Annotated in this window: 16 protein-coding genes and 1 other RNA gene; 11 read left to right on the forward strand and 6 right to left on the reverse strand. The window is 46.5% G+C overall.

What is annotated here, in order from left to right:
- Window positions 1-36: 36 nt before the first annotated feature.
- The 4 genes from fni to mvk form a co-directional block, all read right to left on the reverse strand.
- Window positions 37-1,077, reverse strand: coding sequence for a type 2 isopentenyl-diphosphate Delta-isomerase (gene fni, locus AAA939_RS07040; RefSeq protein WP_338208208.1), 1,041 nt, complete (start codon window positions 1,075-1,077; stop codon window positions 37-39).
- Between the two features lie 114 nt (window positions 1,078-1,191).
- Entirely contained in the window at window positions 1,192-2,283 is a 1,092-nt protein-coding gene (locus AAA939_RS07045) for a phosphomevalonate kinase (RefSeq protein ID WP_338208453.1), read from the reverse strand.
- Between the two features lie 58 nt (window positions 2,284-2,341).
- Complete coding sequence (gene mvaD / locus AAA939_RS07050) at window positions 2,342-3,322, reverse strand: diphosphomevalonate decarboxylase (RefSeq protein WP_338208209.1); 981 nt, start codon at window positions 3,320-3,322, stop codon at window positions 2,342-2,344.
- A gap of 15 nt (window positions 3,323-3,337) precedes the next feature.
- Window positions 3,338-4,276, reverse strand: a complete 939-nt coding sequence (gene mvk / locus AAA939_RS07055) for a mevalonate kinase (protein WP_338230653.1) — start codon at window positions 4,274-4,276, stop codon at window positions 3,338-3,340.
- A 406-nt stretch (window positions 4,277-4,682) separates the two neighbouring features.
- On the opposite strand from mvk, the gene AAA939_RS07060 reads away from it, so the two are divergent.
- The 6 genes from AAA939_RS07060 to AAA939_RS07085 all read left to right on the forward strand — a co-directional run bounded on the left by AAA939_RS07060 (window position 4,683) and on the right by AAA939_RS07085 (window position 17,386).
- Window positions 4,683-7,487, forward strand: a complete 2,805-nt coding sequence (locus tag AAA939_RS07060) for a helicase C-terminal domain-containing protein (protein ID WP_338230656.1) — start codon at window positions 4,683-4,685, stop codon at window positions 7,485-7,487.
- A 72-nt stretch (window positions 7,488-7,559) separates the two neighbouring features.
- Window positions 7,560-8,060: a cell wall elongation regulator TseB-like domain-containing protein gene (locus AAA939_RS07065; protein ID WP_338208212.1), complete on the forward strand. Its 501-nt coding sequence runs from the start codon at window positions 7,560-7,562 to the stop codon at window positions 8,058-8,060.
- A gap of 21 nt (window positions 8,061-8,081) precedes the next feature.
- Complete coding sequence (locus tag AAA939_RS07070; RefSeq protein WP_338208213.1) at window positions 8,082-9,281, forward strand: pyridoxal phosphate-dependent aminotransferase; 1,200 nt, start codon at window positions 8,082-8,084, stop codon at window positions 9,279-9,281.
- Window positions 9,282-9,301: 20 nt separating this feature from the next.
- Window positions 9,302-10,597, forward strand: a complete 1,296-nt coding sequence (gene asnS, locus AAA939_RS07075) for an asparagine--tRNA ligase (RefSeq protein WP_057707333.1) — start codon at window positions 9,302-9,304, stop codon at window positions 10,595-10,597.
- Window positions 10,598-10,676: 79 nt separating this feature from the next.
- Complete coding sequence (locus AAA939_RS07080) at window positions 10,677-11,411, forward strand: DnaD domain-containing protein (protein ID WP_338208214.1); 735 nt, start codon at window positions 10,677-10,679, stop codon at window positions 11,409-11,411.
- 473 nt (window positions 11,412-11,884) lie between these two features.
- On the forward strand, window positions 11,885-17,386 hold the full coding sequence (locus tag AAA939_RS07085; protein WP_338208215.1) for a BspA family leucine-rich repeat surface protein: 5,502 nt from the start codon (window positions 11,885-11,887) through the stop codon (window positions 17,384-17,386).
- 326 nt (window positions 17,387-17,712) lie between these two features.
- Here the strand turns inward: AAA939_RS07085 and AAA939_RS07090 are convergent, their stop codons facing one another.
- Both AAA939_RS07090 and recU read right to left on the reverse strand, forming a co-directional pair.
- Window positions 17,713-20,019 (reverse strand): PBP1A family penicillin-binding protein, encoded by a 2,307-nt coding sequence (locus AAA939_RS07090; protein ID WP_338208216.1) that lies wholly within the window; start codon window positions 20,017-20,019, stop codon window positions 17,713-17,715.
- Window positions 20,020-20,030: 11 nt separating this feature from the next.
- Window positions 20,031-20,654, reverse strand: a complete 624-nt coding sequence (gene recU, locus AAA939_RS07095; protein ID WP_338208217.1) for a Holliday junction resolvase RecU — start codon at window positions 20,652-20,654, stop codon at window positions 20,031-20,033.
- Window positions 20,655-20,933: 279 nt separating this feature from the next.
- Here recU and AAA939_RS07100 point away from each other — a divergent pair, with 279 nt between their 5' ends.
- The 5 genes from AAA939_RS07100 to AAA939_RS07120 all read left to right on the forward strand — a co-directional run bounded on the left by AAA939_RS07100 (window position 20,934) and on the right by AAA939_RS07120 (window position 24,888).
- Window positions 20,934-21,503: an SLOG family protein gene (locus AAA939_RS07100; protein WP_338208218.1), complete on the forward strand. Its 570-nt coding sequence runs from the start codon at window positions 20,934-20,936 to the stop codon at window positions 21,501-21,503.
- Window positions 21,504-21,577: 74 nt separating this feature from the next.
- Window positions 21,578-21,919: a cell division regulator GpsB gene (gene gpsB / locus AAA939_RS07105; RefSeq protein ID WP_057707095.1), complete on the forward strand. Its 342-nt coding sequence runs from the start codon at window positions 21,578-21,580 to the stop codon at window positions 21,917-21,919.
- Between the two features lie 16 nt (window positions 21,920-21,935).
- An RNA gene (gene rnpB, locus AAA939_RS07110) (RNase P RNA component class B) lies at window positions 21,936-22,312 on the forward strand.
- 174 nt (window positions 22,313-22,486) lie between these two features.
- Window positions 22,487-23,635 (forward strand): THUMP domain-containing class I SAM-dependent RNA methyltransferase, encoded by a 1,149-nt coding sequence (locus tag AAA939_RS07115; protein WP_338208219.1) that lies wholly within the window; start codon window positions 22,487-22,489, stop codon window positions 23,633-23,635.
- 407 nt (window positions 23,636-24,042) lie between these two features.
- Window positions 24,043-24,888 (forward strand): aldo/keto reductase family protein, encoded by an 846-nt coding sequence (locus AAA939_RS07120; RefSeq protein ID WP_338208220.1) that lies wholly within the window; start codon window positions 24,043-24,045, stop codon window positions 24,886-24,888.
- Window positions 24,889-24,991: the final 103 nt, after the last annotated feature.

A 24,991-nucleotide genomic window follows, 5' to 3' on the forward strand; every position in this document is an offset into this window, starting at 1 on the left:
AAAAGGATCTTTTTCAGTGGCAGTTTTTATAGGAAATTATGAATTTAGTGACTGTTTGTACGCAACAAGATCGGCTGAATACGTTATTTTATCCGTCATCGTGTGTAACTGCGTGACGGTGGTCGCACCGACTAGTGCCATCAGCAGGCGTAACTGTTCCTGCCAGGCCTTAATCATGGCTTCGACCTCTTCGTTAGTATGATGCAATAAGGCGTGTAGGATGGTTCCGGCAACGCCCACCGCATCGGCGCCTAGCATTAACGCTTTTAAGACGTCGAGCGGCTGCCGAACGCCCCCGGTCGCTAGAATGGTAAGGTCGGCGGGGTGTTCTTGAACAGCCAAGAGTGATTCAACGGTCGTTAAGCCAAAATCATGGAGGTAGGCCATGTCGCGGGATTCTCGCCGTCGGTTTTCAATGTCCACGAAGTTGGTGCCACCGTGACCACCCAAATCGAGGTAACGGACACCAGCCTGATAGAGTTGGGTCATCGTTGGGCGTGAAATGCCAAACCCAACTTCCTTAGCGATAACGGGAACGTCCAAGTGACGAACGATGTTTTCGATGTTTGCTAACCAGTGAAAGTCACGGTCACCTTCGGGCATGACGATTTCTTGAACAACGTTTAAATGGAGTTCCAAGGCGTCGGCCTGCAACATGGCAACGGCCGTTTGTGCCGCCGTCAGCGAATGGCCCGCACCTAAATTACCAAAGACGAGGCCATCGGGATTGTTTTTTCGAACGGTCGCAAATGTGGGCGCTAGGTCGGGGTCTTTAATCGCAACGCTTTGTGACCCGGTGGCAATTGGTAGGTGGCACGCCGCTGCAATTTGGCTTAAGCGGGTATTAAGTTTGCCAGTCTGTTGCGAGCCACCAGTCATGGCTTCGATATAAAGCGGACTTTCCCAGTGCCACTGACCAACGGTTGTCGCTAGGGTGACGTCTGCGACCCGAGTCTCTGGAAGAGCGTCATGGCGAATCTTCACTTGGTCAAATGAGTTGGGTTGTGTGCCGTGATAATATTTTTCTGCCAGCGAAACGTGTTCGTCTTTACGGTGTGATTGTTGACTTTGCGGCACAGAGGCCACCTCCAATTTAAAAAGGGCCCGGGACGAATTTCCCGGACTCGTTTCGGATTTCTAGATCTTAGTTAATGACAATCGTGATTAAAGTTAGAAGTTGTAGCTAACCGATTATACGTTAGATATTGAGTCATCACTGACCGTATGAACGGTCAAGTTCAACTGTTCAATGCCATCGTGTGCCCATTGTTTTAATAAGCTTGCTGGGTTGATTGCTCGGTCGATTAAGACAATCCCACAATCACCACCACCGGCACCGGAAGTTTTAGCGGCGGCACCCGCAGCTTCAGCAAGGTGAATCATTTTTTTTAAGATGGGGGTCTCGATGGTCACGTGACTGAAAGTCCCTAAAGTTTGTAATAAGTGGCGGTTACAACGAATTTCGGTTTGAATCGCCTGTAAATCCCCAGCTTGAAAGCCAGCAATCATTCGTTTCAGACAGGCCTTACTGTCTTGTAAGAAGGTCTGGTATTCCCCCCGTTGCTTAGCTTTAACTAAAGCCACTTTGTCGACTAAATGAGAGGTCGATGCGGGGGAGCCGGTCCACCCAATCATCAAGCGTAAATCAGCTGGTGGGGTGAGCAGGTCGATTTTTAAGTCTGGCCAGTTCATATTCAGCAGTTCACTTAAACTCGTTTGTTTTCTTTGAACGTGTAACCAGTCCCGATCAAAGGAATGGTAGGCGATCCAGCCACCGTAAACACTAGCGGCGATGTCACCTAAAGAACCGTTGCCTTGTACGGATAGGTGGGCAATTGCGGCTAATTTGAACAGCTTCGGTTTGTCCATGGGCAGGTGGTAGAAGCGACAAAGCGCTTTGACCGTAGCCACGGTGACCGCCGCGGATGAACCCAGCCCGTATTTTTTGCCGTCCGCACTATCCAGTTCACTATTGATGCCTAAGTGGTAGACGCCTAGTTCGCGCCCTAGTTCGTGGGCGTAGGCTTCCGTCAGACTAATTGCAGAGAGAATGTAATGAAACGGGTTATCCCGGTTGTCAAAAACCATCGCATCTCCCTTACGGCGCCAGACGATTGAGTTTTCCTGATACTGCTTGGAAACAATGCTCCCAACCGTATCACTGGATGAAATTGTAGCGGTCACAAATTGATCTAACGCCACGATAATCGCTGGAAACCCACTTTCAACCACGGCGTATTCCCCCGCAATGTAAAGTTTTCCAGGTGCTTTCACCGTAATCATGCCATCATGTCCTTTCATGGCCTGCGCAGACGGTTCACGTAGCCATTTCTAAATTAACTTATGCTTCTGTCATTGTAATCCCAGGTCCCGGTTTAGCAACAATCAGTTGTTCCGGGGCAAAGTATTGTTGTAGGGCTGTCTTAATCACAGCCGTATCGCGACCCGCACAGATGATCTTCACGTTCGGGCCAGCATCCAAAGTATAATAACAGTTTATCCCGTGTGCACGCAAGTCTGTCACTGCCTGAATCGCAGTAAGCGTGTCAGCCGTGAAGTAGTTAAAGGCGGGGGCTGCGCTTAAATTAAGGGCGTGCATCCGCATTGCGTTAGTTTCAGCAATGGATCCGACCGCTTCTAAGTCCTTAGCGGCAATTGCTGCGCGCATTCGGGTTAGATCAGTTTCAGCAGTTGCGACCCAAGCGGGGTAGTACGGGGAGGTCGCGACGACGCGTGCCATACCATCCGTTGAACTGATCGGCTTTTTAGTCGCTTTAAGAATGACGGCAATCATTTGAATATCCCAATCCACGGGGTCTTGAATCACTTCAGCAAATGAAGATTGGTCGTCGTGGCCAGCGTGCCATTCGACAAAGCCACCAAAAACGGAGCGGGTGGCGGAACCGGAACCCCGGCGTGCTAACCGACTCAGCGCGGTCGCATCTAAATCCATGCCAGCAGCGCGACTGCCGGCAGTCGCGAGCGCTGCAAAGCCAGAGGCCGACGAAGCGAGCCCTGCCGAAGTGGGCACGTGATTCATTGTTCTGACCGCAGCCGGGGCGTGCACACCGCTTCGTTGGCGAATGAGGTCTAAAAAGCGACTGATCCGTTGCGATTGGGCTGGTTGGAGTAATTGATCGTTGAAGTAGACTTGATCGTGCTTTAGTTGGGAATCAAACGTGACACTCGTTTCGGTATAAAAATGATCCAACGTCAAAGAAATGCTACCATTTTGTGGCAACATTAAGTGCGTATCTTTTTTTCCCCAGTATTTGACGAGTGCGATATTCGTATGGGCTTTCGCCGTTACTGTTTTAGCCATGTTGTTCCTCCAAAGTTAATCATTCGCAAGCAGGGGTTCGACCCACGTTGCCGTGGCGCCCGCTGCGGACAGCTTTTGTGATAAATCGTTTGCGATACTTTCTTCAGGTGCGACGGCAATCATGCAGCCACCCTGACCACTGCCAGTCAACTTAGCAGCGACCGCACCGTTTTTCCGGGCAACGGCTAAGAGCTGTTCTAAAGCGGGATGACTGACGCCTAGTGAGCGTAAATCATCTTGAGCACCGTTTAACGCCCGCGCTAATTTTGGTAGGTTACCGTCAGAAAGGGCGTCCCTAGTCATCCGGGTAAGATGGCCGAGATCGTCGATCCGTTGTTGAATGGTCTCGCCTTCGACAATTAGCAGGTTTCTAACCGTTGCAACGGCAACCTTAGTTTGACTTTTAATCCCCGTATCAGCAATGACTAAGTAGCCTGGTAGCTTGACGGGAATCGGGTAATTTTCACGGCCCTTAACAAACCATACCGGTGAAGTGGCACTGGCCGTGGCAACGTCTAAGCCGCTTGGTTGACCGTGCGTGTAACTTTCAGCTACGTTTGCCGTCTTCAATAGGGTCTGATGGGACAAAGGTTGTTCAAAAAAGTCATAGAACGCCCGGGTGACGGCCACCGCCGCAGCCGCTGAGGAACCCATCCCACGCTCAGACGGGATGTCACTTGTAATGTGGATATCAAAACCCTGATCAAGCGCGTCAAAGCGGGTCAAGAGAGCTTTGATCAACGCCTGGATGCCGCCTAAGTTGGCGGTCATGCTGTTGAAGTCTCCATTAAAGTAACGGCTTTTAACCAGTTGTGCCGTTTCACGTCGGTGAATGACGGCTTGCATTTGAATCGTCGAGATTGGGAGGGCGATGGCGGGTTGGCCGTAGACAACGCCGTGCTCTCCAATCAAAATAATTTTGGCATGACTAGTACCGGTAGCTAGATTTTTCAATCGTGTCGCTGCCTTTCTAAAATGAATTAATAATAGGATTATGATACCTTATTATCACGCTTTTTACCACGGTTGCCCGGTGACAAGTCCCAGTCGGACCGAATCATTAGAAATTTTAGGCCTCAACTATGTTTGGTTAACAATCATTGCAATGACCGTCTTTCCGTTCACTTGCTTGAAAATTTATGGCTAGGTGGAAAGTCATAATTGGCGTGTGTATGATAAAATGAGAAACAGATTAAATTCAGGCTTGCTGACCAGTTCGCAAAGGCGGATTTAGGGCGGGTGTTCCTAGTGACCAAACGGAACGGATTCACTTTACTGGTATGCTATAATTTAATTTGAGAATGTTGGCATGAATTCAGTGCCAGCACATTGATATAGACTAAAATTTGGGGAAATGACCATGAAACCAAACACAACCTATGCCGTCGTCGATATTGAAACGACTGGTACTAGCGTTAAGGATGGCGACCGTATTATCCAAATCGGCTGTGCGTTCGTCAAAAATAATAAAATAATTAATACGTTTGCGACCGACGTCAATCCACTGACCACGGTACCGCCAGTGATCGAAAACCTGACGGGAATTAGTAACGCGCGGGTTCGAAAAGCACCGCCGTTTGATGACTTAGCGGGCACCGTGTACAGTCTGTTACAGGGAACGGTGTTTGTGGCGCACAACGTTAATTTTGACTTGCCGTTTATCAACGCCGAATTATCCCGCGTTGGTTATCCAGAATTGCCAATTCAGGCCGTTGACACGGTCTCGTTGAGTCAGATTCTATTACCAACGGCGTCGAGCTTTCGGCTACGGGATTTGAGCCAACTACTAAATATTGACCATGAGCATCCGCATTCCGCGGATAGTGACGCAATCGCAACCGCCCATTTATTTATCTTTTTGCAAAAACGACTGGCGCAGTTGCCTTTGATTACCTTGCAACAGATGGTGCAGTTGACACCAGAGCTGCCGCGAGAAACGTCCGAACTCTTTTCGTACGCGTTTCAGCAGGGCAAACAACACCCGACGCGTTTACCAAAAGATTTGATGATTCGCAACGGGATTGCTTTGAGAAAGCAGTCGTTGCCACAGCAGGCCGTTGGCCGAAAAGCGCCACGGTATCCGTTGACTAAGGCCCAAAAAGTACATCTGTTTGGACATAATTTAACTTACCGGCCACAACAGGCGCGGATGATGAATCAAATCTACCGGCACTACACGAAGGATCAAACCAAAGAAAATCCATTACTAATCGAAGCACCTACCGGGACGGGAAAAACGTTAGGGTACTTATTACCACTCGCTTATTTAGCCCACGATGATCAGCAAGTGATTGTCAGCACCGCAACGACGGTCTTACAGACCCAGTTGCTTGATCAAGGTGTTCAGTTGTTGAACGCGTTGCTTCCAAATCCAGTGACGGCCGTGGTCATTAAAGGAAACCAACACTACGTTGATTTGAACCGCTTTGCACGGGGCTTAGCCCTGCACGAGCATTCAAAGCAAACGCAACTTTTGAAATTGCGGGTGCTGGTCTGGTTAACAATGACGACGACTGGCGATTTAGATGAGTTGCACTTAACGACGTATCAAGCGCCGTACTTCTCAGAAATCGCGCACCACGGGATCGGTTCACTAAAAGCTGACGACCCGTTCTTTAAGGAAGACTTCTTACGCTTTCGGGATCAGTTAACGGCCCAAGCGACGTTCATCATTACAAATCACGCCTATTTGATGCAACACGTTGCGCAACTAGGGAGTCGCCAGCAGCGACCGTTACTCGTTTTGGACGAAGCCCAGCATTTAGCTGACGGGGTCTTGCGAGAATCACGGCAAAAATTTGATTTTAATTATTACATGTCGGCTTGTCACAGCTTGACGAGTCGAATCGATCAAGATCACGGCTTGAGCCTGCGAGCCTTGTTTGCGGAACAACCCCAGGCGGATTACCGGTTGAAACTGTTAGATAATTCACTAGGTGATACTGATTTGCATTTACAGCAAGTGCAAGCAGCGTTGGCACGTGAGTTTGTGCCGCATCAAAAGGGCGGTAGCCAACCAGTCGAGATTGGTGTCAATACGAGCCAAATCACCGAGTTCTTCGCGGAACATAATCCGTTGATCAAGCAATTACAAACGGCGATTGAAAACTGTTTCTTGCAGTTTCAACAGCTTAACGAGCAGTACCACCATGACCAAGCACAGATTTTGCCTACCGAGCAACACGTCTTAGATGATTTTTATAACCGGCTACAAGTTTTACGTCACGGGTATGACTTACTACAAACTTGGCTAATGCCAGCGACCCGGGAACAACGGGTCTTCTGGATCACGCTGAATCAATGGCATGACCGTGGAAGCTTGAACTTATCTGGGAGCTTGATCGATACTCAGGGCTACTTTAAAGAACGACTGTATCCGTACTTCAGCGCACCATTACTAACTGGTGCAACCCTGTTTTCAACGGGTAAGTCTCAGTACGTTTACAGCCAGTTGGACATTGACGCGGCCACGGCGGAGCACCATCAACTTTCGACGCCGTTTGATTTGGAAAAACAGGCCCGGTTAATGATTGCGACGGATGCAACCCCGGCCGAACAACCGAGTGGGAAGCAACGGGTTGCCTATTTATCACGCGCCATCGAACAAATCGTGACCGCAACGCCTAAACAGACCTTAATCTTGTTCAACTCGTTGAATATGATTGAAGGGGTCTTCTACGGGTTGCACCAAGGAAATCTAAGTGCTAATCGCGAAATCTTGGCACAAGGAGTCAATGGGAGCCGTGAAAAGCTTTTACGCCGGTTTATTCAAGGCGACAACGCCATCCTATTAGGGGCGGCTAGTTTCTGGGAAGGCATTGACTTACCACAAGATCAGTTGGAATTGTTGATCATCACGCAGCTACCGTTTGAGTCGCCCGACCAAACGACGACGAAGGCGCGTTATCAACAATTACGGCAAGCTAAATTAAACCCGTTTTATAATGAAGCGGTTCCTAAGGCGGCACTGAAATTACGTCAGGGACTAGGCCGTTTGATTCGGACGAGTCAGGACCGGGGCGCTGCAGTCATCTTAGATGATCGCTTGGTCACGAAGCGTTACGGGCAAACGATTTTAAAGGCGTTACCTAAAACGTTACCGCCAAGCAATGGCTCGTTAGATGAAATTACGGGTAAACTTCAAAGTTTTTTCAAAACTGAGTAAGAAAGCATTCCGCTGACAGTTAAATTTGCTATAATTAATTTATCTGTTTTTTGAAAGGATCAGGATAAAGATATGCGAGTTCAACGTAGAAGACGCCCGGAACGGGTGATCATGATCGTTTTGTTAGTCGTATTAGCGCTAATTGTCGCCATCTACGGGACGTTGTGGGTTGCTCAGCGGCCGATGCACCAGGCACAAAAAACGGCGTACAGTTTAGCTGTCAGCAAAGGCAAGTTAAAAACGACGACCGGGTTCTCGCAGTATAACGGAGAACAGAGTTATTACGCCGTAACCGGGACAACGAAGAAAAACGTGCCAGTCTACGCCATCATTAACACCAATTCTAAGCACCAAACGACCGTGGTTAAGCAGACGGCGGGAATCTCCCGCACGAAGGCACTGCGCAAAGTTTGGTCCAAACGTAATCCCAGCAAGGTCATCAAGGCCACGCTAGGTAAGTACGATGGTGAAGTGGTCTGGGAAGTTACTTATCTCAATAAAAAGAACAATTTGTGTTATGAAGTTTTACAATATTCAAATGGTAATCAGTTAAAATCAATACTCAATATCTAATGCTAAGGGGTGCGGATATTTATGAAATTATCACGAAAAGTCATGCAAATTCAACCGTCAGCTACGTTAAAGACTAGTGCGATGGCCAAACAAATGATTGCTGATGGAATCGATGTTATTAATCTGGGTATTGGTGAGCCAGATTATCAGACACCGGACAATATTAAGCAAGCCGCGATTGATAGTATTCAAAACGGAAAAGCTAGTTTTTATACGCCTGCGACTGGATTGCCAGAATTAAAGCGTGTAATCAGTGCTCGCATCGAGGCCGACCACGGCTATCATTTCGATCCTAGCCAAATCGTCGTCACTGACGGGGCCAAGATGGCGTTGTTTACGCTGTTTCAAGTGATTTTGAATCCGGACGACGAGGTCTTATTACCAGTCCCATACTGGGTCAGTTACTCTGAACAAGTTAAATTGGCGAGTGGCGTTCCGGTTGAAGTTGGGACGGACCGACAGTTGCGGTTCACCGTTGCGGACTTAGAAGCCCAACGGACCCCAAAGACCAAGGCCTTAGTCTTGAATTCACCACAAAATCCATCGGGACTCGTCTTCAGTCAGGAAGAATTAACGGCCATTATTAATTGGGCGGTTAAAAATGATATCCTGATCATTGCCGATGAAATCTACGAGAAGTTGCTCTATAACGGGAATCATTTTACGTCCGTTTTGGAGTTAGGTGATGCCAATATGGACCACATCGTCTTGATCAACGGTGTCTCTAAAGCTTATTCAATGACCGGTTGGCGAATCGGTTACGCGGCGGGCCCTAAAGCCATTATGGCGAAAATGGGGGTCGTTCTTGGCCACGCAGCCAGCAATCCGGCCGCCGTTTCACAGTATGCGGCGATTGAAGCCTTTAGTGGTGACCAGTCGTCAGTTGAAACGATGCGTCAGGGTTTTGAAGCGCGGTTGAATGAACTCTATCCGTTAATCTCAGGATTACCAGGCTTTAAGATGCCGGGTGGCAAACCAGCGGGGGCCTTTTACATGTTCCCAGACGTGACTGAAGCGTTACGTTTGACTGGTTATTCAGACACACCAGCTTTTGTACAGGCCGTGTTAGAAGATGCTCACGTTGGATTAGTGCCAGGTGAAGCCTTTGGGTTACCTGGTCACATTCGGTTGAGTTATGCGACTGACATGGATTCGTTACGCGAAGCTTATCGACGTTTACAAAAATTTATTGAACAAAAAATTGCTGAACAAGCAAAGTAATTGGAGGATGTAAGTAAATGGTGCAACAGATCAGCATTATGGATGCAAAAAGCCACGTAGATGAAAAAGTCAAAATTGGGGTTTGGCTAACCAATAAACGCTCCAGCGGTAAAATTGCCTTCCTACAATTACGTGATGGGACTGCCTTTTTCCAAGGAGTAGTTGTGAAGAGCCAAGTCACACCAGAAGTTTTTGAACTGGCTAAAGAAGTTAAGCAAGAAACTAGCATGTGGATCACGGGTGTGATTCATGAAGATAGTCGTTCCAAGTTCGGTTACGAAATCGAAGTGGAAGACTTAGAAGTTGTTGGTGAAAGTGAAGAATACCCAATCACACCTAAGGAACACGGGGTTGATTTCTTACTTGACCACCGCCACTTATGGTTACGTTCAAAACAACCATGGGCAACGATGAACATTCGTAATGAAGTGATTCGTGCCACTTATGAATTTTTCAATCAAGAAGGATTCATCAAGATGGACTCACCAATCTTGACTGGGAGTGCGCCAGAAGGAACGACTGAATTGTTCCATACGGAATACTTTGACCGGGATGCTTACTTGTCACAAAGTGGGCAGTTATACGCCGAAGCTGGTGCCTTGGCTTATGGCAAAGTCTTTACCTTTGGCCCAACGTTCCGTGCTGAAAAGTCAAAGACGCGTCGTCATTTGATTGAATTTTGGATGATTGAACCCGAAATGGCGTTCATGCACCAAGAACAAAGCTTGGAAGTTCAAGAACGTTACATCGCGCACTTAGTTCAATCAGTCATTGACAACTGTCAATACGCGTTAGATATTTTAGGGCGCGACGTTGAAACACTCAAAAAGTATACGAAGTTACCTTACCCACGGATCAGTTACGATGAAGCCATCGACTTATTAAAAGCCAACGACTTTGACGTTGACTGGGGTGTGGACTTTGGATCGCCAGAAGAAACGTTCTTGGCTGATCACTTTGACCAACCTGTCTTCGTCTTAAACTATCCAAAAGCTATCAAGCCATTCTACATGAAGCCACACCCAACTCGTGACGACGTGGTCATCTGTGCCGACTTATTGGCACCAGAAGGCTATGGTGAAATCATTGGTGGATCTGAACGGGCGACGGACTACGAATACCTACTTGACCAAGTCAAAAAGGCCGGCTTAGATCCTAAGGACTACGCTTGGTACTTAGACTTACGGAAGTACGGTAGTGTACCGCACTCTGGTTTCGGGTTAGGGCTAGAACGCTTCTTAACTTGGATCACAGCGGAAGATCACGTTAGAGAGACCATTCCGTTCCCACGTTTGTTAAACCGCATTTACCCGTAAACTTAAAAATGAAACAATTGAGTAAGAGCGTGAGGCGCTGGTCTCACGCTCTTACTGTTCAAAGGAGGTTGCTGTTGCTATGGAACCTTTAGCACACGCATTGATTTATGATGGCGAGACCACGTTATCCAACGCCTTATTAGCGCATTACCGTGAAATTGGCGTGACTAACGATGAGTTCTTAGTGTATCTGCAGTTCAAACGCCTGATGGATCGGGGCAATCAGTTTCCCGATGCCGCGGTCGTTGCTAAGAGCCTTGGTGAATCGTCAAATACCGTTTTTCAGCGACTCCACGAAATGTTAGCGAAAAAGTTACTGACGATTGAATCGGTCACGGGAGACGATCAAAAGATTCATGATCGTTATAACTTTGATGGGCTGTATGATAAATTGGTCGTTGCACTCAAGCAACCGGAACGGGCCCAGGCAACTCAGGACGAGACGACAACAAAGGCCAATCCCCGGCAGAAAGTTTTTACGGATATTCAGCAGGAGTTTGGCCGCGCGTTATCGCCGATTGAAATGGAGAGCATTAGTAAGTGGTTCGATGAGGACCATTACGATCCAGACGTGATTGGATTAGCGCTACGGGAAGCCGTATTGCGGCAAGTCTATAATTTAACGTACATGGATCGAATCTTACTAAATTGGCAAAAACGGGGGCTTAAGACGCCCGTACAAGTGGAAGCAGAACGCCAACGCAGCATTGAGCAACGGTTGAATTCAGAGCCCAAGCCGAAGCGCCAAGTCGGTCAGAACGCCAAACCTAAGATTCCGTTATTTAAGATTGGCGAAGAAAATTCTAAACAGTAAATCAAGTAACCCCCAAGGTTTGAATCCTAACCTTGGGGGTTTTATCGTCGACAAAAAATTTAAAGCTATTTGTGAACAGTGAAACAAGTCAATGTGCTTAACTTGTTTCGAAACTTAGTACTAATGGGCCTTATCAGCTGGATATAATTATTTATAATATTAAGAAATACCGATGAATAATAAAAATGCCAAATTGGGCCTTAAATTAGCTTAGCGGGTAGATGATTCATAATAAATATTAATAGTCAATTTAAAACTGGAATTTGGGAGACCACACAAGTTCCAGTTTTTGTATATATAAAACACACTGTAAATGGCGGTATATCAACGTTTGTGAGCTTGAACGTTATAAGTTTAACAGGTACACTATTTATGACGATAAAGATTAAACTAATTTAAATATACGAGCAAATAGTTTATCAGACTAGATTCAAATTAAGTTTGACGGATTGGTAAGACAAGGGGCGTTTTAAATGCATAAGAGTCAGCGAGAAGAATTGAATCGTAATAATTTCAATAACAAAGTAGCCAACAGAGGGCGTTTGTGGGTGTTCGCTGGGGTATTAATGATGACGACCTGGCAGGGCAATCAGATGCTTGTTCACGCTGATGAAACCAAAGCGGACAGTACCAGTAATGATGCTTCTTCAGTGACAAGTAATGCGAGTCAATTAAGTGCTAAAGCTGTGACGTTGAGTAGCAGCGCTAAAAATAGTGCGGCTAGTTCAGCCGCTTCAACGACTTCGTCCGCGGCAAGCGGTACTTCAACCAGCAGCACGAGTGCGACAACGGTTAGTTCAACTTCGGCTCAGAGTAGTAAGACAGCGACAAGTGCAGTAGCGGGTAGTTCCAGCGAAAAGAGTCAGTCCAGTAGCACGACTGCCACTAGTACTTCAGCTAGTGCGGGTAAGACTAGTCAGGCGGGTCACACGGCAGCAGCTTTATCTGCTGATACTCAAAAAAGTAGTGCAACTGCCGCTAGTACGGCTACAGCTGCGCCAGTCAGTTCAGGCTCAGATGCGGCACAAGCTAATGACCAACAGGCACAGACGTCACAGTCAGCGACTGGTAATCAGACAGTGACGACCGCAGTTGCGGCAATTGATTCAACTGTTGATGGGACAACTAATACCGAATTAGTTAATGACATGGTCAATCAAGACAGCCCAGTTATGGCTGATAAAGTGATGACGACGATGGCCATGGCTAGTTCTAACCAACAAGTGACGAATAAGCGGGCAGCCTTATTACGGGCGGCCGTTGTTGCGGCTGACATTGATGCTGGTACTGACTGGAATATTGATAGCAACGGGGTATTACATCTTAATACTGGGGTACTGACTGCGAATACGGCGTCGGATTTGAATAATGCGTGGACACCGAATGCGGCCAAAATCACCGCGATTTCAATTGATAGTCCCGTGACTGCTGGAACCAGTACAGCCAATTTATTCAAAAATTTAAACCAAGTAACGACTATTAATGGATTGACTAATCTTGATACGAGCCAGTCGACTAGTTTTTCGGATATGTTTTTTGGGATGACTAGTTTAACGAGCTTGGATTTGTCGAGTTTTAAGACTAGTAAGGTGACCAATTTAGGAAATATGGTTGCAGGTGATTCTAGCTTAACGAGTTTAAACGTGAGCGGCTGGGATACTAGTAAAGTGACTAACATGAGCCGGACTTTTAACACGTGTCAAAAGCTGACTAATTTGGACCTGTCTAGCTGGGATACAAGTGCGGCCACTAATATGGACTCCATGTTTTTTGCGGATAGTGGTCTGACCAGTCTGGATCTTAAAAATTGGGATGTCAGCCAAGTGACATCGCTAAACAATATATTTGTGGGTGATACGGGGTTAAGCACGTTAAACGTTTCTGGTTGGCAGTTGAATTCCAAAATCACAAGTTTGAACAAGCTTTTTGCTGGACTTAATAGCTTAACTGAATTAGATGCGGATAACTTTAGTGCGAGTGCTGCGACAACGGTTGATAATCTGTTTAATGGTGACGATGCCCTCACGACCTTGAAGGCTAATAATTGGAATTTGAGTAGCGTGACGAGTTTGGACAGTCTTTTTGCTGGACTTAAGAGTTTAACTGAATTAGACGCGGATAATTTTAGTGCGGGTGCTGTGACAACGGTTAATAACTTGTTTAATGGTGACGTTGCCCTCACGACTGTGAAGGCTAATAATTGGAATTTGAGTAGCGTGACGAGTTTGGCGAGTCTCTGGCAAGCATTGCCAGCGTTGACGACGGTCAAGGCCGCAAACTGGCAAGTTGGCCAAGTAGCGACGGCCTTTCAGATTCTTTACAATGATCCTAAGTTGACCACGGTCGATTTAAGCAATTGGCAGACGGATAGTTTAACGACGATTCGGGGAGCCTTTAATCAGGATACAAGTTTAACCAGTGTTAATCTGGCAAACTGGGGGACTAGCAAAGTAACCGATATGGGTTATCTTTTCCACGATGATAGCGCGCTAACTGATTTGACACTCACCAATTGGCAGACGGATAGCTTAAGCCAAGCAGATAGTATGTTTAACAAAACTAGCAGCTTGACGGCCGTAGACGTTGTCAACTGGGATACGAGTCACCTGCAAAATGCGGAAAATATGTTTGGTAACATGACTAATTTAACTGATTTAGATACATTAAAGTGGAATTTAGACCAGTTAACAGATGCTAGTGACATGTTCAATGAGGATACAAATCTTGCGACATTAGACACGGGTAGTTGGGGCCTTAGCAATTTGCAAAATGCCTACGGGATGTTTAGACACATGACTAATTTAACTGATATAGATACATCAAAGTGGAAATTAGACCAGTTAACAGATGCTAGTGACATGTTCCTTGGAGATACAAAACTTACCACATTAGACACGAGTGATTGGATCCTTAGCAATTTGCAAAAAGCGGGAAATATGTTTGGTAATGTGACTAATTTAACTGATTTAGATACATCAAAGTGGAATTTAAACCAATTAACGGATGCTAGTGACATGTTCTATGGGGATACAAAGCTCACCACATTGGACACGAGTGGTTGGGGCCTCAGCAATTTGCAAAATGCCTACGCGATGTTTAATGGGGATCAAGCATTGGTCACGTTAGATACCAGTCATTGGAATCTGAGTAACGTGACGCAATCTAATTTTATGTTTGCTAATGATGTTAGTTTGACTAACCTAGATACATCGCAGTGGGGGCTCGGAAAAGATACCAACACGAATGAAATGTTTGCCGGTGATGTGGCACTAACAACGTTGGGGCAAACTAATTGGGATTTGAGTCAGGTTACGGATGCTAGTAACATGTTTAACAATGACCCTCTTTTGGCCAGCTTGAATACGGAAGATTGGGCGATTAATGGGCCAATCAATGTGACTAAGATGTTTACTGGTGATACAAGTTTAAAGACGCTTGATCTATCAAACTGGGATTTGAGTTCGGCGACGGCAATTACAGATATGTTACTTGGTACACCAACTTTACAAGTACTGAAATTGGGTTCCAAAGTGGCATTTTTAAATAGTGACCAAAGTGCAGTGCTTGGCGATGCGCCGTTAAATGATACTTACACTGGCAAGTGGATCAATACGACGGGACAAACGTTCACGGCAGCCGAATTGATGCAACTGTACAACGATACGTCTACGGCGGTAGCGGATACTTACGTTTGGCAAACGGATCAGACGAACGTTACTGTGCATGATTCTGTGGTTGACCAGAGTGGCCAAAATAATTGGAGTGCTGCGGATAATTTTGACAGTGCGACGGATGCTAACGGACTTTCTGTGGCAGTTACTGATAGTACCGTTACTGGGCAAGTCGATACCACGACTCCGGGAACCTATCAGGTGACTTACAGCATTTTAAATACGGCTGGAAACGCCGTTAAGGCTATTGCAACCGTCAAAGTGATTGCTAGTCAGGTTTCAGTGGCTGCACATGATGCGACGGTGATGCAGGGTCAAGCTTGGCAGGCTGCGGATACTTTTGATTCGGCCACTGATTTTGAGGGCCAGCCGGTTGATTTTAGTCAAGTAACGGTGACCGGTGCGGACCAAGTTAAAACTAAGATACCGGGAACGTATGATGTGACCTATCATTATACTGACAGCCAGGGCAATGTCGCAACTAAGATTATTATGGTCACGGTAACGCCTAGTCAGGTAGCCGTGACGGCTAAAAACATGACGGTGATGCAGGGTCAAACGTGGCGGGCTGCGGATGCTTTTGTTAATGCCAGCGATGCTACTGGTCAATCAGTTGCATTAAGTGCTGTAAAAGTCACCGGAGCGGTTGATACGCAGACACCTGGACAATATCAGGTCATCTATAGTTACACGGATGCTTATGGGAACCAAGCTAATCAACTTGCAACGATTACGGTTGAAAAGTCGGCCGTCGCAATTGCGGCAAACGACGTCACGGTGATGCAAGGTCAACCATGGACGTCCGCCGAATCCTTTGTGAGTGCAACGGATGCTAGTGGTGATCCAGTTGACCTTTCAGCAGTGACAGTCACGGGTGCCGATACTGTTGACACTCAGACGCCTGGTCGCTATTCGGTGACTTACAGTTACACGGATAAGTATGGTAATCAAGCTAGCAAAGTTGTCACGGTGGTCGTTAAAAAGTCGGCCGTTGCAATTGAAGCTAACGGGATGACAATTATGCAAAACCAGTCATGGACACCCGCTGACGCATTCGTTAGTGCGAACGATGCCAATGGTCAGCCCGTTGCGTTTAGCCAGGTCACGGTGGTCGGTGCGAACCGAGTAGCGACCCAGACACCGGGGAATTATGAACTGACTTATCGTTACACGGATGCTTACGGCAATACTGCCAGCAAGACTGTTGTGCTCATGGTTAAAGCCAGTCAAGTGGCAGTAGTTGCAAACAATGCTAGCCTAATGCAAGGTCAGTTTTGGACGGCGGCTGATAGCTTTGTGAGCGCGACGGATGCACAAGGACAATTAGTTCAGTTGAACAAGGTCATTGTCAGTGGCGAAAAGCAAGTCACTACGACCGTTCCTGGCGTTTATCGGGTCACTTATCGCAACACGGATGTTTACGGCAACGTGGCTACTAAGACGATTACAATTACGGTTAAAGCTAGTCAGGTTGCAATCGATGCGAAGAACGTGACGTTGACGCAAGGCAAAGCTTGGACGCCCGTTGATAGTTTTGTAAGTGCTCAAGCTGCTGACGGTCAGGCGTTAGCCTTTAAACAAGTTAGCGTTTTGGGTGCCGACCAAGTCAATGTCAAGGTGCCCGGGACTTACGCGGTCACATATCGGGTGACTGACAGCTATGGTAATTCGGTGCAAAAGACCATTCTTGTCACCGTCAAAGCCAGTCAATTAGGGCTAACTGTCAAAAATATGACGGTCAAGCAGGGGACGGCTTGGACGGCTGCTGACGCGTTGGTCAGTGCAACCGATGCAACTGGTCAGGCAGTCGGAGTAAAGCAGCTCAACGTGACCGGAGCGGTTGATACGTCTAAAGTTGGAAGTTACGCCGTACGCTATCAAAATACGGATGCTTACAGCAATCAGGTTGAGCGGACCGCGATGATCACGGTGACGCCGACTAGCCTTAACCATAGTGCAAGTAAACCGAATAAGCCCCAACCAATTGTTGAACCAGGACAAGCGGCGGTGGTGAAACCTGCTAAAGTACCGACGCAATCAAGTCAGTCAATCAGTACTCGGACCAATGCTAAGCAGAAGTCAGTTGAGAAGGTTCAAGCGGCCGTTGTTGCTAAGGCAGGAACGACTAAGCAGCCTACGGGTAAACTACGGGAAACTCATTCAAAAGCACCCGCTAAGGCGGCTAAAGCAACTAGCTTGCCACGGACCGATGAAAGTTCAGCAAATGGTGCGGCTGCTTTAGGGGCGCTAGTAATCAGTTTTACCGGGTTGCTAAGTTTCTTCAATAAGAAACGGCGGAATTAATAAAGTAAGACCACGTTTAGTTAAGACTTAAAAAAGGTAGTTCCGAGAAATCACTTGATTTCTTAGAGCTACCTTTTTATGTCAGTCAGTCTAATCTTGAGGGCTTTTAGAAAAATACTAAATCGAGATTTTAGTGGAAAGACCTGATAGAAAACCAAAACATTCTCAGTAATCCGTCAAACTTAGCATGGTTGCAGCAGTCATTGGATCAGGCTAAGCATGGGCAAGTTGAATAGCATGAATAGGTGGGCCAGTCGATAACAACGAATAATATGGCAATAAAAAAATGGCGGCTTGCAATTTGCAAGTCGTCATTTTTTAAATCTTTAGTTATTTTCTTGATGATCATTATTGGTGTCAGTAGCGGGTTTCTCGGATGAACTAGATTCAGATGAAGCTTCCGAACTAGAACTTTCTTCGTGACTGCTACTTGCTTCACTACTGCTTTCTTCAGAAGACGATTCTTTTGAAGATTCCTCAGAGGATGATTCCTTTGAAGATTCTGAGGACGACTCTTCGTGACTACTGCTGCTTTCTTTTTCAGCAGAACTAGAAGCTGCTGATGAGCTAACGTTGTTCTTGCTGGACGTCCCCGAAGCGGCCTCCGAGTTTGAGAAGAGGTGACCGACAACGTAAAGTTCTTCGATGCCGTTCTTCTTAACCGTCCCAACGGAACTAGGCTTGCTCCAGTCAGAGTTAGGCGAGTGTTCCTGCAAGTACGTCATCATTTCACGGTAAATATCTTGTGAAATCTTCGACGTCGTGTTGTCAATATAGTTGACTTTAGAGAAGTCACCAGGCGTATCATAACCCGTCCAAACACTGACGGAGTAGTTCTTGGTGTAACCAGCCATCCAAGAATCGGGCTCAGCGTCTGACGGCACCTTGTCCTTGTACTTATCTTCATAATTACTTGTCCCGGTCTTACCGGCTTGATAAACACCGCCGATTTTGGCCGTGGTCCCAGTCCCAGTGGCGCTGTTAATAACGCCCTTGAGCATGTCAGTAATAATATAAGCGGTCGATTGTTTCATGACCCGGGTCCCAGTGCTATCGAAATTAGTTGTCTTATTATCTGGTGTCACGATCTTGTTAATGTAGTACGGCTTGTGGTAAGTCCCACCGTTAGCAAAAGCGGCGTACGCGCCGGCAACTTGTAAGGAGGAAACTTCAGCCCCAATCGCGTTAGAGTAAACGACGTGATCCAAGCCCATTCCTAAACTATTAGCAAATTCCTTAGCACGTGTTACACCAACGGCCTCGAGGGTCCGAACGGCCGGAATATTCCGTGACTGGACGAGGGCCTGACGCATGGTCATGTTACCCAAGTGCCGGTTATCAAAGTCATTGACCGTGATGTCAGTACCAGGGTACTTATACTTCGTATCAGCGACGGTCTTGTACGTTGGCCAGCTGTCGTATTCGATTGCGGGACCGTAATCCAAGATTGGTTTCATCGTTGAAGCGTTCGAGCGGTCTGTTTGGACGGCCCGGTTCAACCCGTAGGTCACGTCCGTATGTTTCCGACCACCAATCATTGCGGAAATCTTTCCGGTATACGAATCAACCACGGAAACCCCTAATTGGAAACGGTTGTTAGGGTAGTTGACGTATTTAGAAGTGTTCGCAATGTCGAACAAACGCTGTTGAGCGTTCATGTTCAAGTTGGTGTAGACCTTAAGGTTATCGGTCGCAGGATCGTAACCCTTTTTGACTAAGTCCTTTTTAACTTCCGTGATGTAGGCGTCAGCGACCTTGCTCTTATATTGTTGAGCGGCCAGTGATTTTTGCCCCGCGGATGAAAGGCCAGACTTGATATTAACGTTCATTGCGGCCGTTTCTTGTTCCTTAGTAATGGCTTTGTTATCGTACATTGCTTGTAGGACCAAGTCGCGCCGACTTTTGGCGTAAGCGGGGTAGGCGGTTGGATCGTAGTAAGTTGGGGATTGTGGCATCCCGGCAAGTAGGGCTAATTGACTCAAATTGAGATCCTTTAGCGACTTGTTGTAGTAATACTGTGCCGCGGTTCCCATCCCGTAAACACCGTTACCCATGTAGACTTTGTTGACGTAAAATTCCAAGATTTGGGATTTGCTGAAATGTTTTTCAACGTTTAAGGCCAACCAAGCTTCCTGCGCTTTGACCCTTAGATTTCGGTCGGAAGTTTTGGTTGAAAAGACTGATAATTTAACGAGTTGCATCGTCAGCGTACTCCCACCTTGCATACCGAGGGAGCTTCCCTTTAAGTTCCCGAGGGCGGCCCCTAAGATCCGGGTGTAATCGACCCCCTTATGCTTATAGAAACGCCGGTCTTCAATGGAAACGACCGCGCTCTTGAGCGTATCAGGAATTTGATTAGATTTAACGTATTTGCGACTGTTGGCGCCCAGGTCAACGATTAACTTACCGTTTGAATCGTAAAGGCGAGTCGAAGGTTCCCCCTGCATTTTAGCCTCGGAAATTGACGGTGAGGTTTGAGCGTAATAAAAGAACAACCCGACCCCTGATAAGATGCCAATCACAAACAGTGCTAATAACGTCAAAATTATCCGCCGAAACCAGTGTTTCTTCGGTGGTTGGGTTTGGTTCTTATTGCGAGCCACCCGTGAGTTTTGTTCATTGTTACCTGCCATGATGTTCTCCTTTAATGACTTGATGATCCTTCATCAATGATGTTATCAATCGCATCCAAGTAAGGAATGAGGGGATTGATATGGTACTTCAGCTCCGCAGCCTGCTGTTCAATGTCCGTGAGTGGAATTGATTTGCGACCACCATCTTGCTGGTGATCCCAATAAGTAAACAGGTCAGTTGCTTTCAATAAAAATAGGCGATCCAAACTAGCAAAACGGATGATGACAAAACAAATTCCGCCCTGGTGTAAACACTGGCGCATGTGTTCAATTTGGTGCTCATGAAAGTTTTTGAGTGGAAAAGCCGTTTTGCTTTTCGTCTCCTTAGCTTCAAAATCTAAGTACTTACCGCGGTAAACTCCGTTGTAGTCAGTCGTCGAAGCGTGTTTAAAGTACGCTTCTTTAATAACGGCGGCGCTACGGTTGGGGTAGTCAACTTTGACGATTTGAATCGGGGTTGGCTTCTTATGAATAACTGCGATTTCATGTTCTAGATAGTAAGTATTGCTATCATTGATTTCTTCTTCTAAACTCATTCCCCGGTCGCCAAAGTTTGTATTGGCAAACTTGGAAGGTTTTGATTTTGAATGGCTAGGTTGGCGATAGACTTTGCCGTTTGGATAGCGAATCGTCACATTAATCAACCTCCTAATAATGTAATATTTTACCATTATTAGGCTTAATGTGAAACCAATCAAACGTAGCGCGGCGTTTAAGGACCGGGCAACGGGCAATAAAAGTGACGGATTGAGGTTTCTGGGGATGCGGTCGGGGGTGACTTTTCTGAATTTGTAAGGCGAACTCACAGCCAATTGCGGGGAAGCGATGGTGTAAACCGCTAAGCTGGTCGTCGCGGTAGTTGTGCGGTAAAATTGATATCATAAGATATGGTAAAGATGGAAAGGGGTCTGGTTATGAGTCGGTTATGGCTGAGTGGTTATCGCAGCTACGAATTAAATGTGTTTGGTGATCAAGATGATAAACTCAAAGTGATTAAATATGCATTGACGAATTACCTGACGACCCAAATCGAAGATGGCGTGGACTGGCTAATTACGGGCGGCCAACTAGGAATTGAACAGTGGAGTGCCGAAGTTGGACTCGAATTAAAAAAAACGTATCCCGAGTTAAAAGTGGCCATGATGTTACCGTACGGTGAATTTGGGGGACGGTGGAATGAAAATAACCAGGCAAAGTTGCAAGCTTTATTGTCGCGGGTTGATTTTCACGCACCGGTTAGTAAGCAAACTTATGAAAATCCCCAACAATTAAAAAATTACCAAGATTTCATGGTGACCCATACTGACGCGGCTGCTTTGGTGTATGATCCTGATAACCCCGGAAAACCATCGTACGATTATGACTTGATTCGGTCATACGGAGAGGCGCATCCGTATCCAATCACGCTAATTGATTTCGACTGGTTACAGGAAAGTGCCAATGAATATGCAGAAAAGCAGAATAATGGTTTTAATTTTGAATAAAGTCTGCTACAATGTTTTAAGTAATGCGGATGCTTAGTAGGCATTGCGCGAATAACAATGAGGTGTTTTTAAATATGGCTAAACGTAATTTTACTCCCAAAGACATCCTTCAAAAAGAATTCAAACCAAAAATGCGGGGCTATGATCCTGCTGACGTGGATGGGTTCTTAGATAATGTCATTAAGGACTATGAGTCATTTACTAAAGATAACCAACAACTTTCAGATGAAAACGAACGGTTACGTGCCAAGGTTGACGAGTTGACAAAACAAGTTGCCGTTGGTGCGTCCACACCATCTTCACAACCGGCAAGTACGGTAACGAATATGGATATTCTGAAACGTTTATCTAACTTGGAACGCCATGTTTTCGGTGCACAATTAGATAATAATCAAAATGAATCACACCGGCTTTAAGGCGTGATTCAGTGTAAATCCTAGGTAATCGCGGCCGGCTTATGTCGGCTGAGGAAGGTCCATGCCCGCACAAGCTGCGATGCTTGTAGTGTCCGTGCTCGGCTATAAACCGGGGGATTGATGCTTGTCATCAATTACGGCGACAAAAACGGCTAAGGCGCAAGCTATGCCCGAGTATGTCTGAAAAGTGCCACAGTGACGATAACTAGTTGGAAACGACTAGTTTGGAACGCGGTAAACCCCACGAGCGGGAAACCCAAACTACGGTAGGGGAGCCTCACACACTGGAATTGAACAAAGTGTGAGGGGAGATTAATAATCTTGAGATAGATGATTACCGCCATACTGACTGTCGTCTGTGCTTCAGTATGGTACAAAACGTGGCCTACAGGGATTTACATGTTGACAGAGCGCTAGGACAAAAGTTCGCTTTTGTCCTAGTTTTTTTGTATGGTCATTTAACGAACGACCCGTAGCGCTATCGCTTAGTGAAATATGCTAAACTAGGTAGGGTAGTTTTTAACAGAATTAGCTAAATAGAAATTATGAGGAATGCAGGAGGATTTTATGCAAGAATTTAAATTAATCGCGACCGCTGCGAGTGGGATTGAAGCTTTAGTGGGTCGGGAATTACGCGACTTAGGCTATCACACGCAGGTTGAAAACAGCCGGGTGCGCTTTGACGGAACCATCAAGGATATTTTACGGACCAACTTATGGTTACGGACCGCTGACCGAATCAAGATTATTGTCGGTGAATTTGACGCCTACACGTTTGATGAATTATTTGAAAAGACGCTCGCTTTACCATGGGATCAGTTGCTACCAATGGACGCAGAATTCCCAGTTGAAGGTAAGTCACGTAATTCTAAATTACACAGTGTGCCAGATGTGCAGTCGATCGTTAAAAAAGCCATCGTCAACCAACTCGCATCAACGTATCACCGTAATGGCCATTTACCAGAAACCGGTGCGTTATTCCCACTAGAAGTGGCCATCAATAAGGACCACGTTTTACTGACGCTAGATACGACCGGCTCAAGTTTATTCAAGCGGGGCTACCGGGTTGAAAAAGGTGGCGCGCCATTGAAGGAAAACATGGCAGCGGCCTTAGTCATGTTAGCCAAGTGGTATCCGGACAACCCGTTCATTGACCCCGTATGTGGGTCGGGAACGATTCCGATTGAAGCAGCGTTATTAGCGCGAAACATTGCACCTGGGTTTAACCGGTCCTTTGCTTGTGAAAAGTGGGACTGGGTTCCTGCCGGCCTAAGTCAAGAATTACGGGATGAAGCGGATAGCCAAGCCGATTACGATACCGAATTGGATATTAGTGGTTACGATATTGATGGGAAAATGATCGATATTGCAAAGCTAAACGCCAGTGAAGCCGGTTTGTTACACGACATCAACTTCAAGCAGTTAGCGGTTAAAGACTTTACGACCGATAAAATCAACGGAGTCATCATTGCCAATCCACCTTACGGGGAACGGTTGAGCGACCGTGACAGTGTCCGGATCTTATACCGTCAAATGGGTCAGGTTTACGCTAAGTTGCCAAGTTGGAGTAAGTATATCTTGACGAGTGACTTGGAATTTGAAGACTACTATGGTCAAAAAGCGACTAAACGTCGTAAGTTATATAACGGGGCGCTACGGACCGATTACTTCCAGTACTGGGGTAAACGGATTCGTCCAGCGCGAACTGAAAACTAGATCCGTTCAAAGCGGCTTGCAATTGCGGGTCGCTTTTTTTGATGGAAATTTAGTCCGGCTGGCGCTGATAACATGCGGTCGTGGGACCGGGTTAATCCTGAGGAGCGGTCTTAACCCTCGCCCGGAACACTTGCAAGGTACGCAATTGTCCCGAACCGTCCGTGGTGTAAAAGCGGCAAAAAAAGCCACTTAACGCCACCATCACGACCGATATTATCAGTGCCAACCTCCGAGTATCCGATAGAAATAACAAGTAGTACAACCATTTTTAGTGGGGTTGTGTAGACAAAGTTTAGTGGTGATCTAAAAGATCTGATGGAAATTTGAAAATTACGAGCAAAATGATTGCCTTCTAGTAGGGCGAAGGGCCTAAAGTAGCATTATAAACGATTCAGGAGGCTATTTTGATGACAACTATTACGGATACTTTTAAGTTAAACAACGATGTATTGATGCCTAAAGTTGGTTTTGGGACTTGGCAGACGCGTCCCGGTAAGGAAACCTACGACGCCGTTAGCAACGCCTTAAAGGCTGGTTATCGCTTTATTGATACGGCCAAGGCTTATCAGAATGAAAAAAGTGTTGGGGAAGCATTGCGCGATGCCGACGTTAACCGCGAAGACGTTTTTGTCCAAACTAAGTTACCTGGTGAAACGAAGACTTATGACCAAACGATGACCGATTTTGAGAGTAGTTTAAACGTGTTGGACTTGGACTACGTCGACTCATACATCATTCATGCGCCATGGCCATGGAACCAGATGGGCGCGAACTATGACGCTCAAAACCGCGATGTTTGGCGGGCAATGCAGGATATTTATAACAGTGGTCGGGCGAAAGCTATTGGGGTTTCAAACTTCAATTCCCACGACCTCGAAAATTTGTTGACTTGGGATGGCTTAACCGTCAAACCAGCCGTTGATCAAATCCAATATTACGTGGGTCATACGCAAGCTTCGATCGTTAAGACGGCGGAAGCTGCGGGGATCGTTGTCCAAGCGTACTCACCACTAGCAACGGGTGGCCTTTTATCCGACCCAACGTTGGAACGGTTAGCGGACAAGTACTCTGTTAGCTTGCCACAGTTAGCCCTACGCTTCATTATTCAAAATGGGGTTGCACCGCTACCAAAGGCCCGGGCAATGGCGCACGTGGAAGCTAACACGAAGTTGGACTTTGAAATCAGCACCGATGATATGACGTACATGAATCAATTGAGTGAAGATAACGGTTGGCATCCAGTTGGTGACTAGAGCCAAGAATACTAGAAGAGCCATAACAAAGCGCTAAGAAAAGCGACTAGATCCCAGTATGAGGTCTAGTCGCTTTTATTATGCCTTTAGGCCGAGTTGAGCG

The organism is Lactiplantibacillus paraxiangfangensis (assembly GCF_036246185.1).
Classification (GTDB): Bacteria; Bacillota; Bacilli; order Lactobacillales; family Lactobacillaceae; genus Lactiplantibacillus; species Lactiplantibacillus paraxiangfangensis.

Bases quoted from the DNA above. Each gene is read 5' to 3' on its own strand.
- AAA939_RS07080 (WP_338208214.1), top strand. From the start codon at position 10,677: ATGGAACCTTTAGCACACGCATTGATTTATGATGGCGAGACCACGTTA.
- AAA939_RS07045 (WP_338208453.1), bottom strand. From the start codon at position 2,283: ATGATTACGGTGAAAGCACCTGGAAAACTTTACATTGCGGGGGAATAC.
- AAA939_RS07065 (WP_338208212.1), top strand. From the start codon at position 7,560: ATGCGAGTTCAACGTAGAAGACGCCCGGAACGGGTGATCATGATCGTT.
- AAA939_RS07120 (WP_338208220.1), top strand. From the start codon at position 24,043: ATGACAACTATTACGGATACTTTTAAGTTAAACAACGATGTATTGATG.
- AAA939_RS07060 (WP_338230656.1), top strand. From the start codon at position 4,683: ATGAAACCAAACACAACCTATGCCGTCGTCGATATTGAAACGACTGGT.
- mvaD (WP_338208209.1), bottom strand. From the start codon at position 3,322: ATGGCTAAAACAGTAACGGCGAAAGCCCATACGAATATCGCACTCGTC.
- gpsB (WP_057707095.1), top strand. From the start codon at position 21,578: ATGGCTAAACGTAATTTTACTCCCAAAGACATCCTTCAAAAAGAATTC.
- AAA939_RS07115 (WP_338208219.1), top strand. From the start codon at position 22,487: ATGCAAGAATTTAAATTAATCGCGACCGCTGCGAGTGGGATTGAAGCT.
- AAA939_RS07090 (WP_338208216.1), bottom strand. From the start codon at position 20,019: ATGGCAGGTAACAATGAACAAAACTCACGGGTGGCTCGCAATAAGAAC.
- AAA939_RS07085 (WP_338208215.1), top strand. From the start codon at position 11,885: ATGCATAAGAGTCAGCGAGAAGAATTGAATCGTAATAATTTCAATAAC.
- AAA939_RS07100 (WP_338208218.1), top strand. From the start codon at position 20,934: ATGAGTCGGTTATGGCTGAGTGGTTATCGCAGCTACGAATTAAATGTG.
- AAA939_RS07070 (WP_338208213.1), top strand. From the start codon at position 8,082: ATGAAATTATCACGAAAAGTCATGCAAATTCAACCGTCAGCTACGTTA.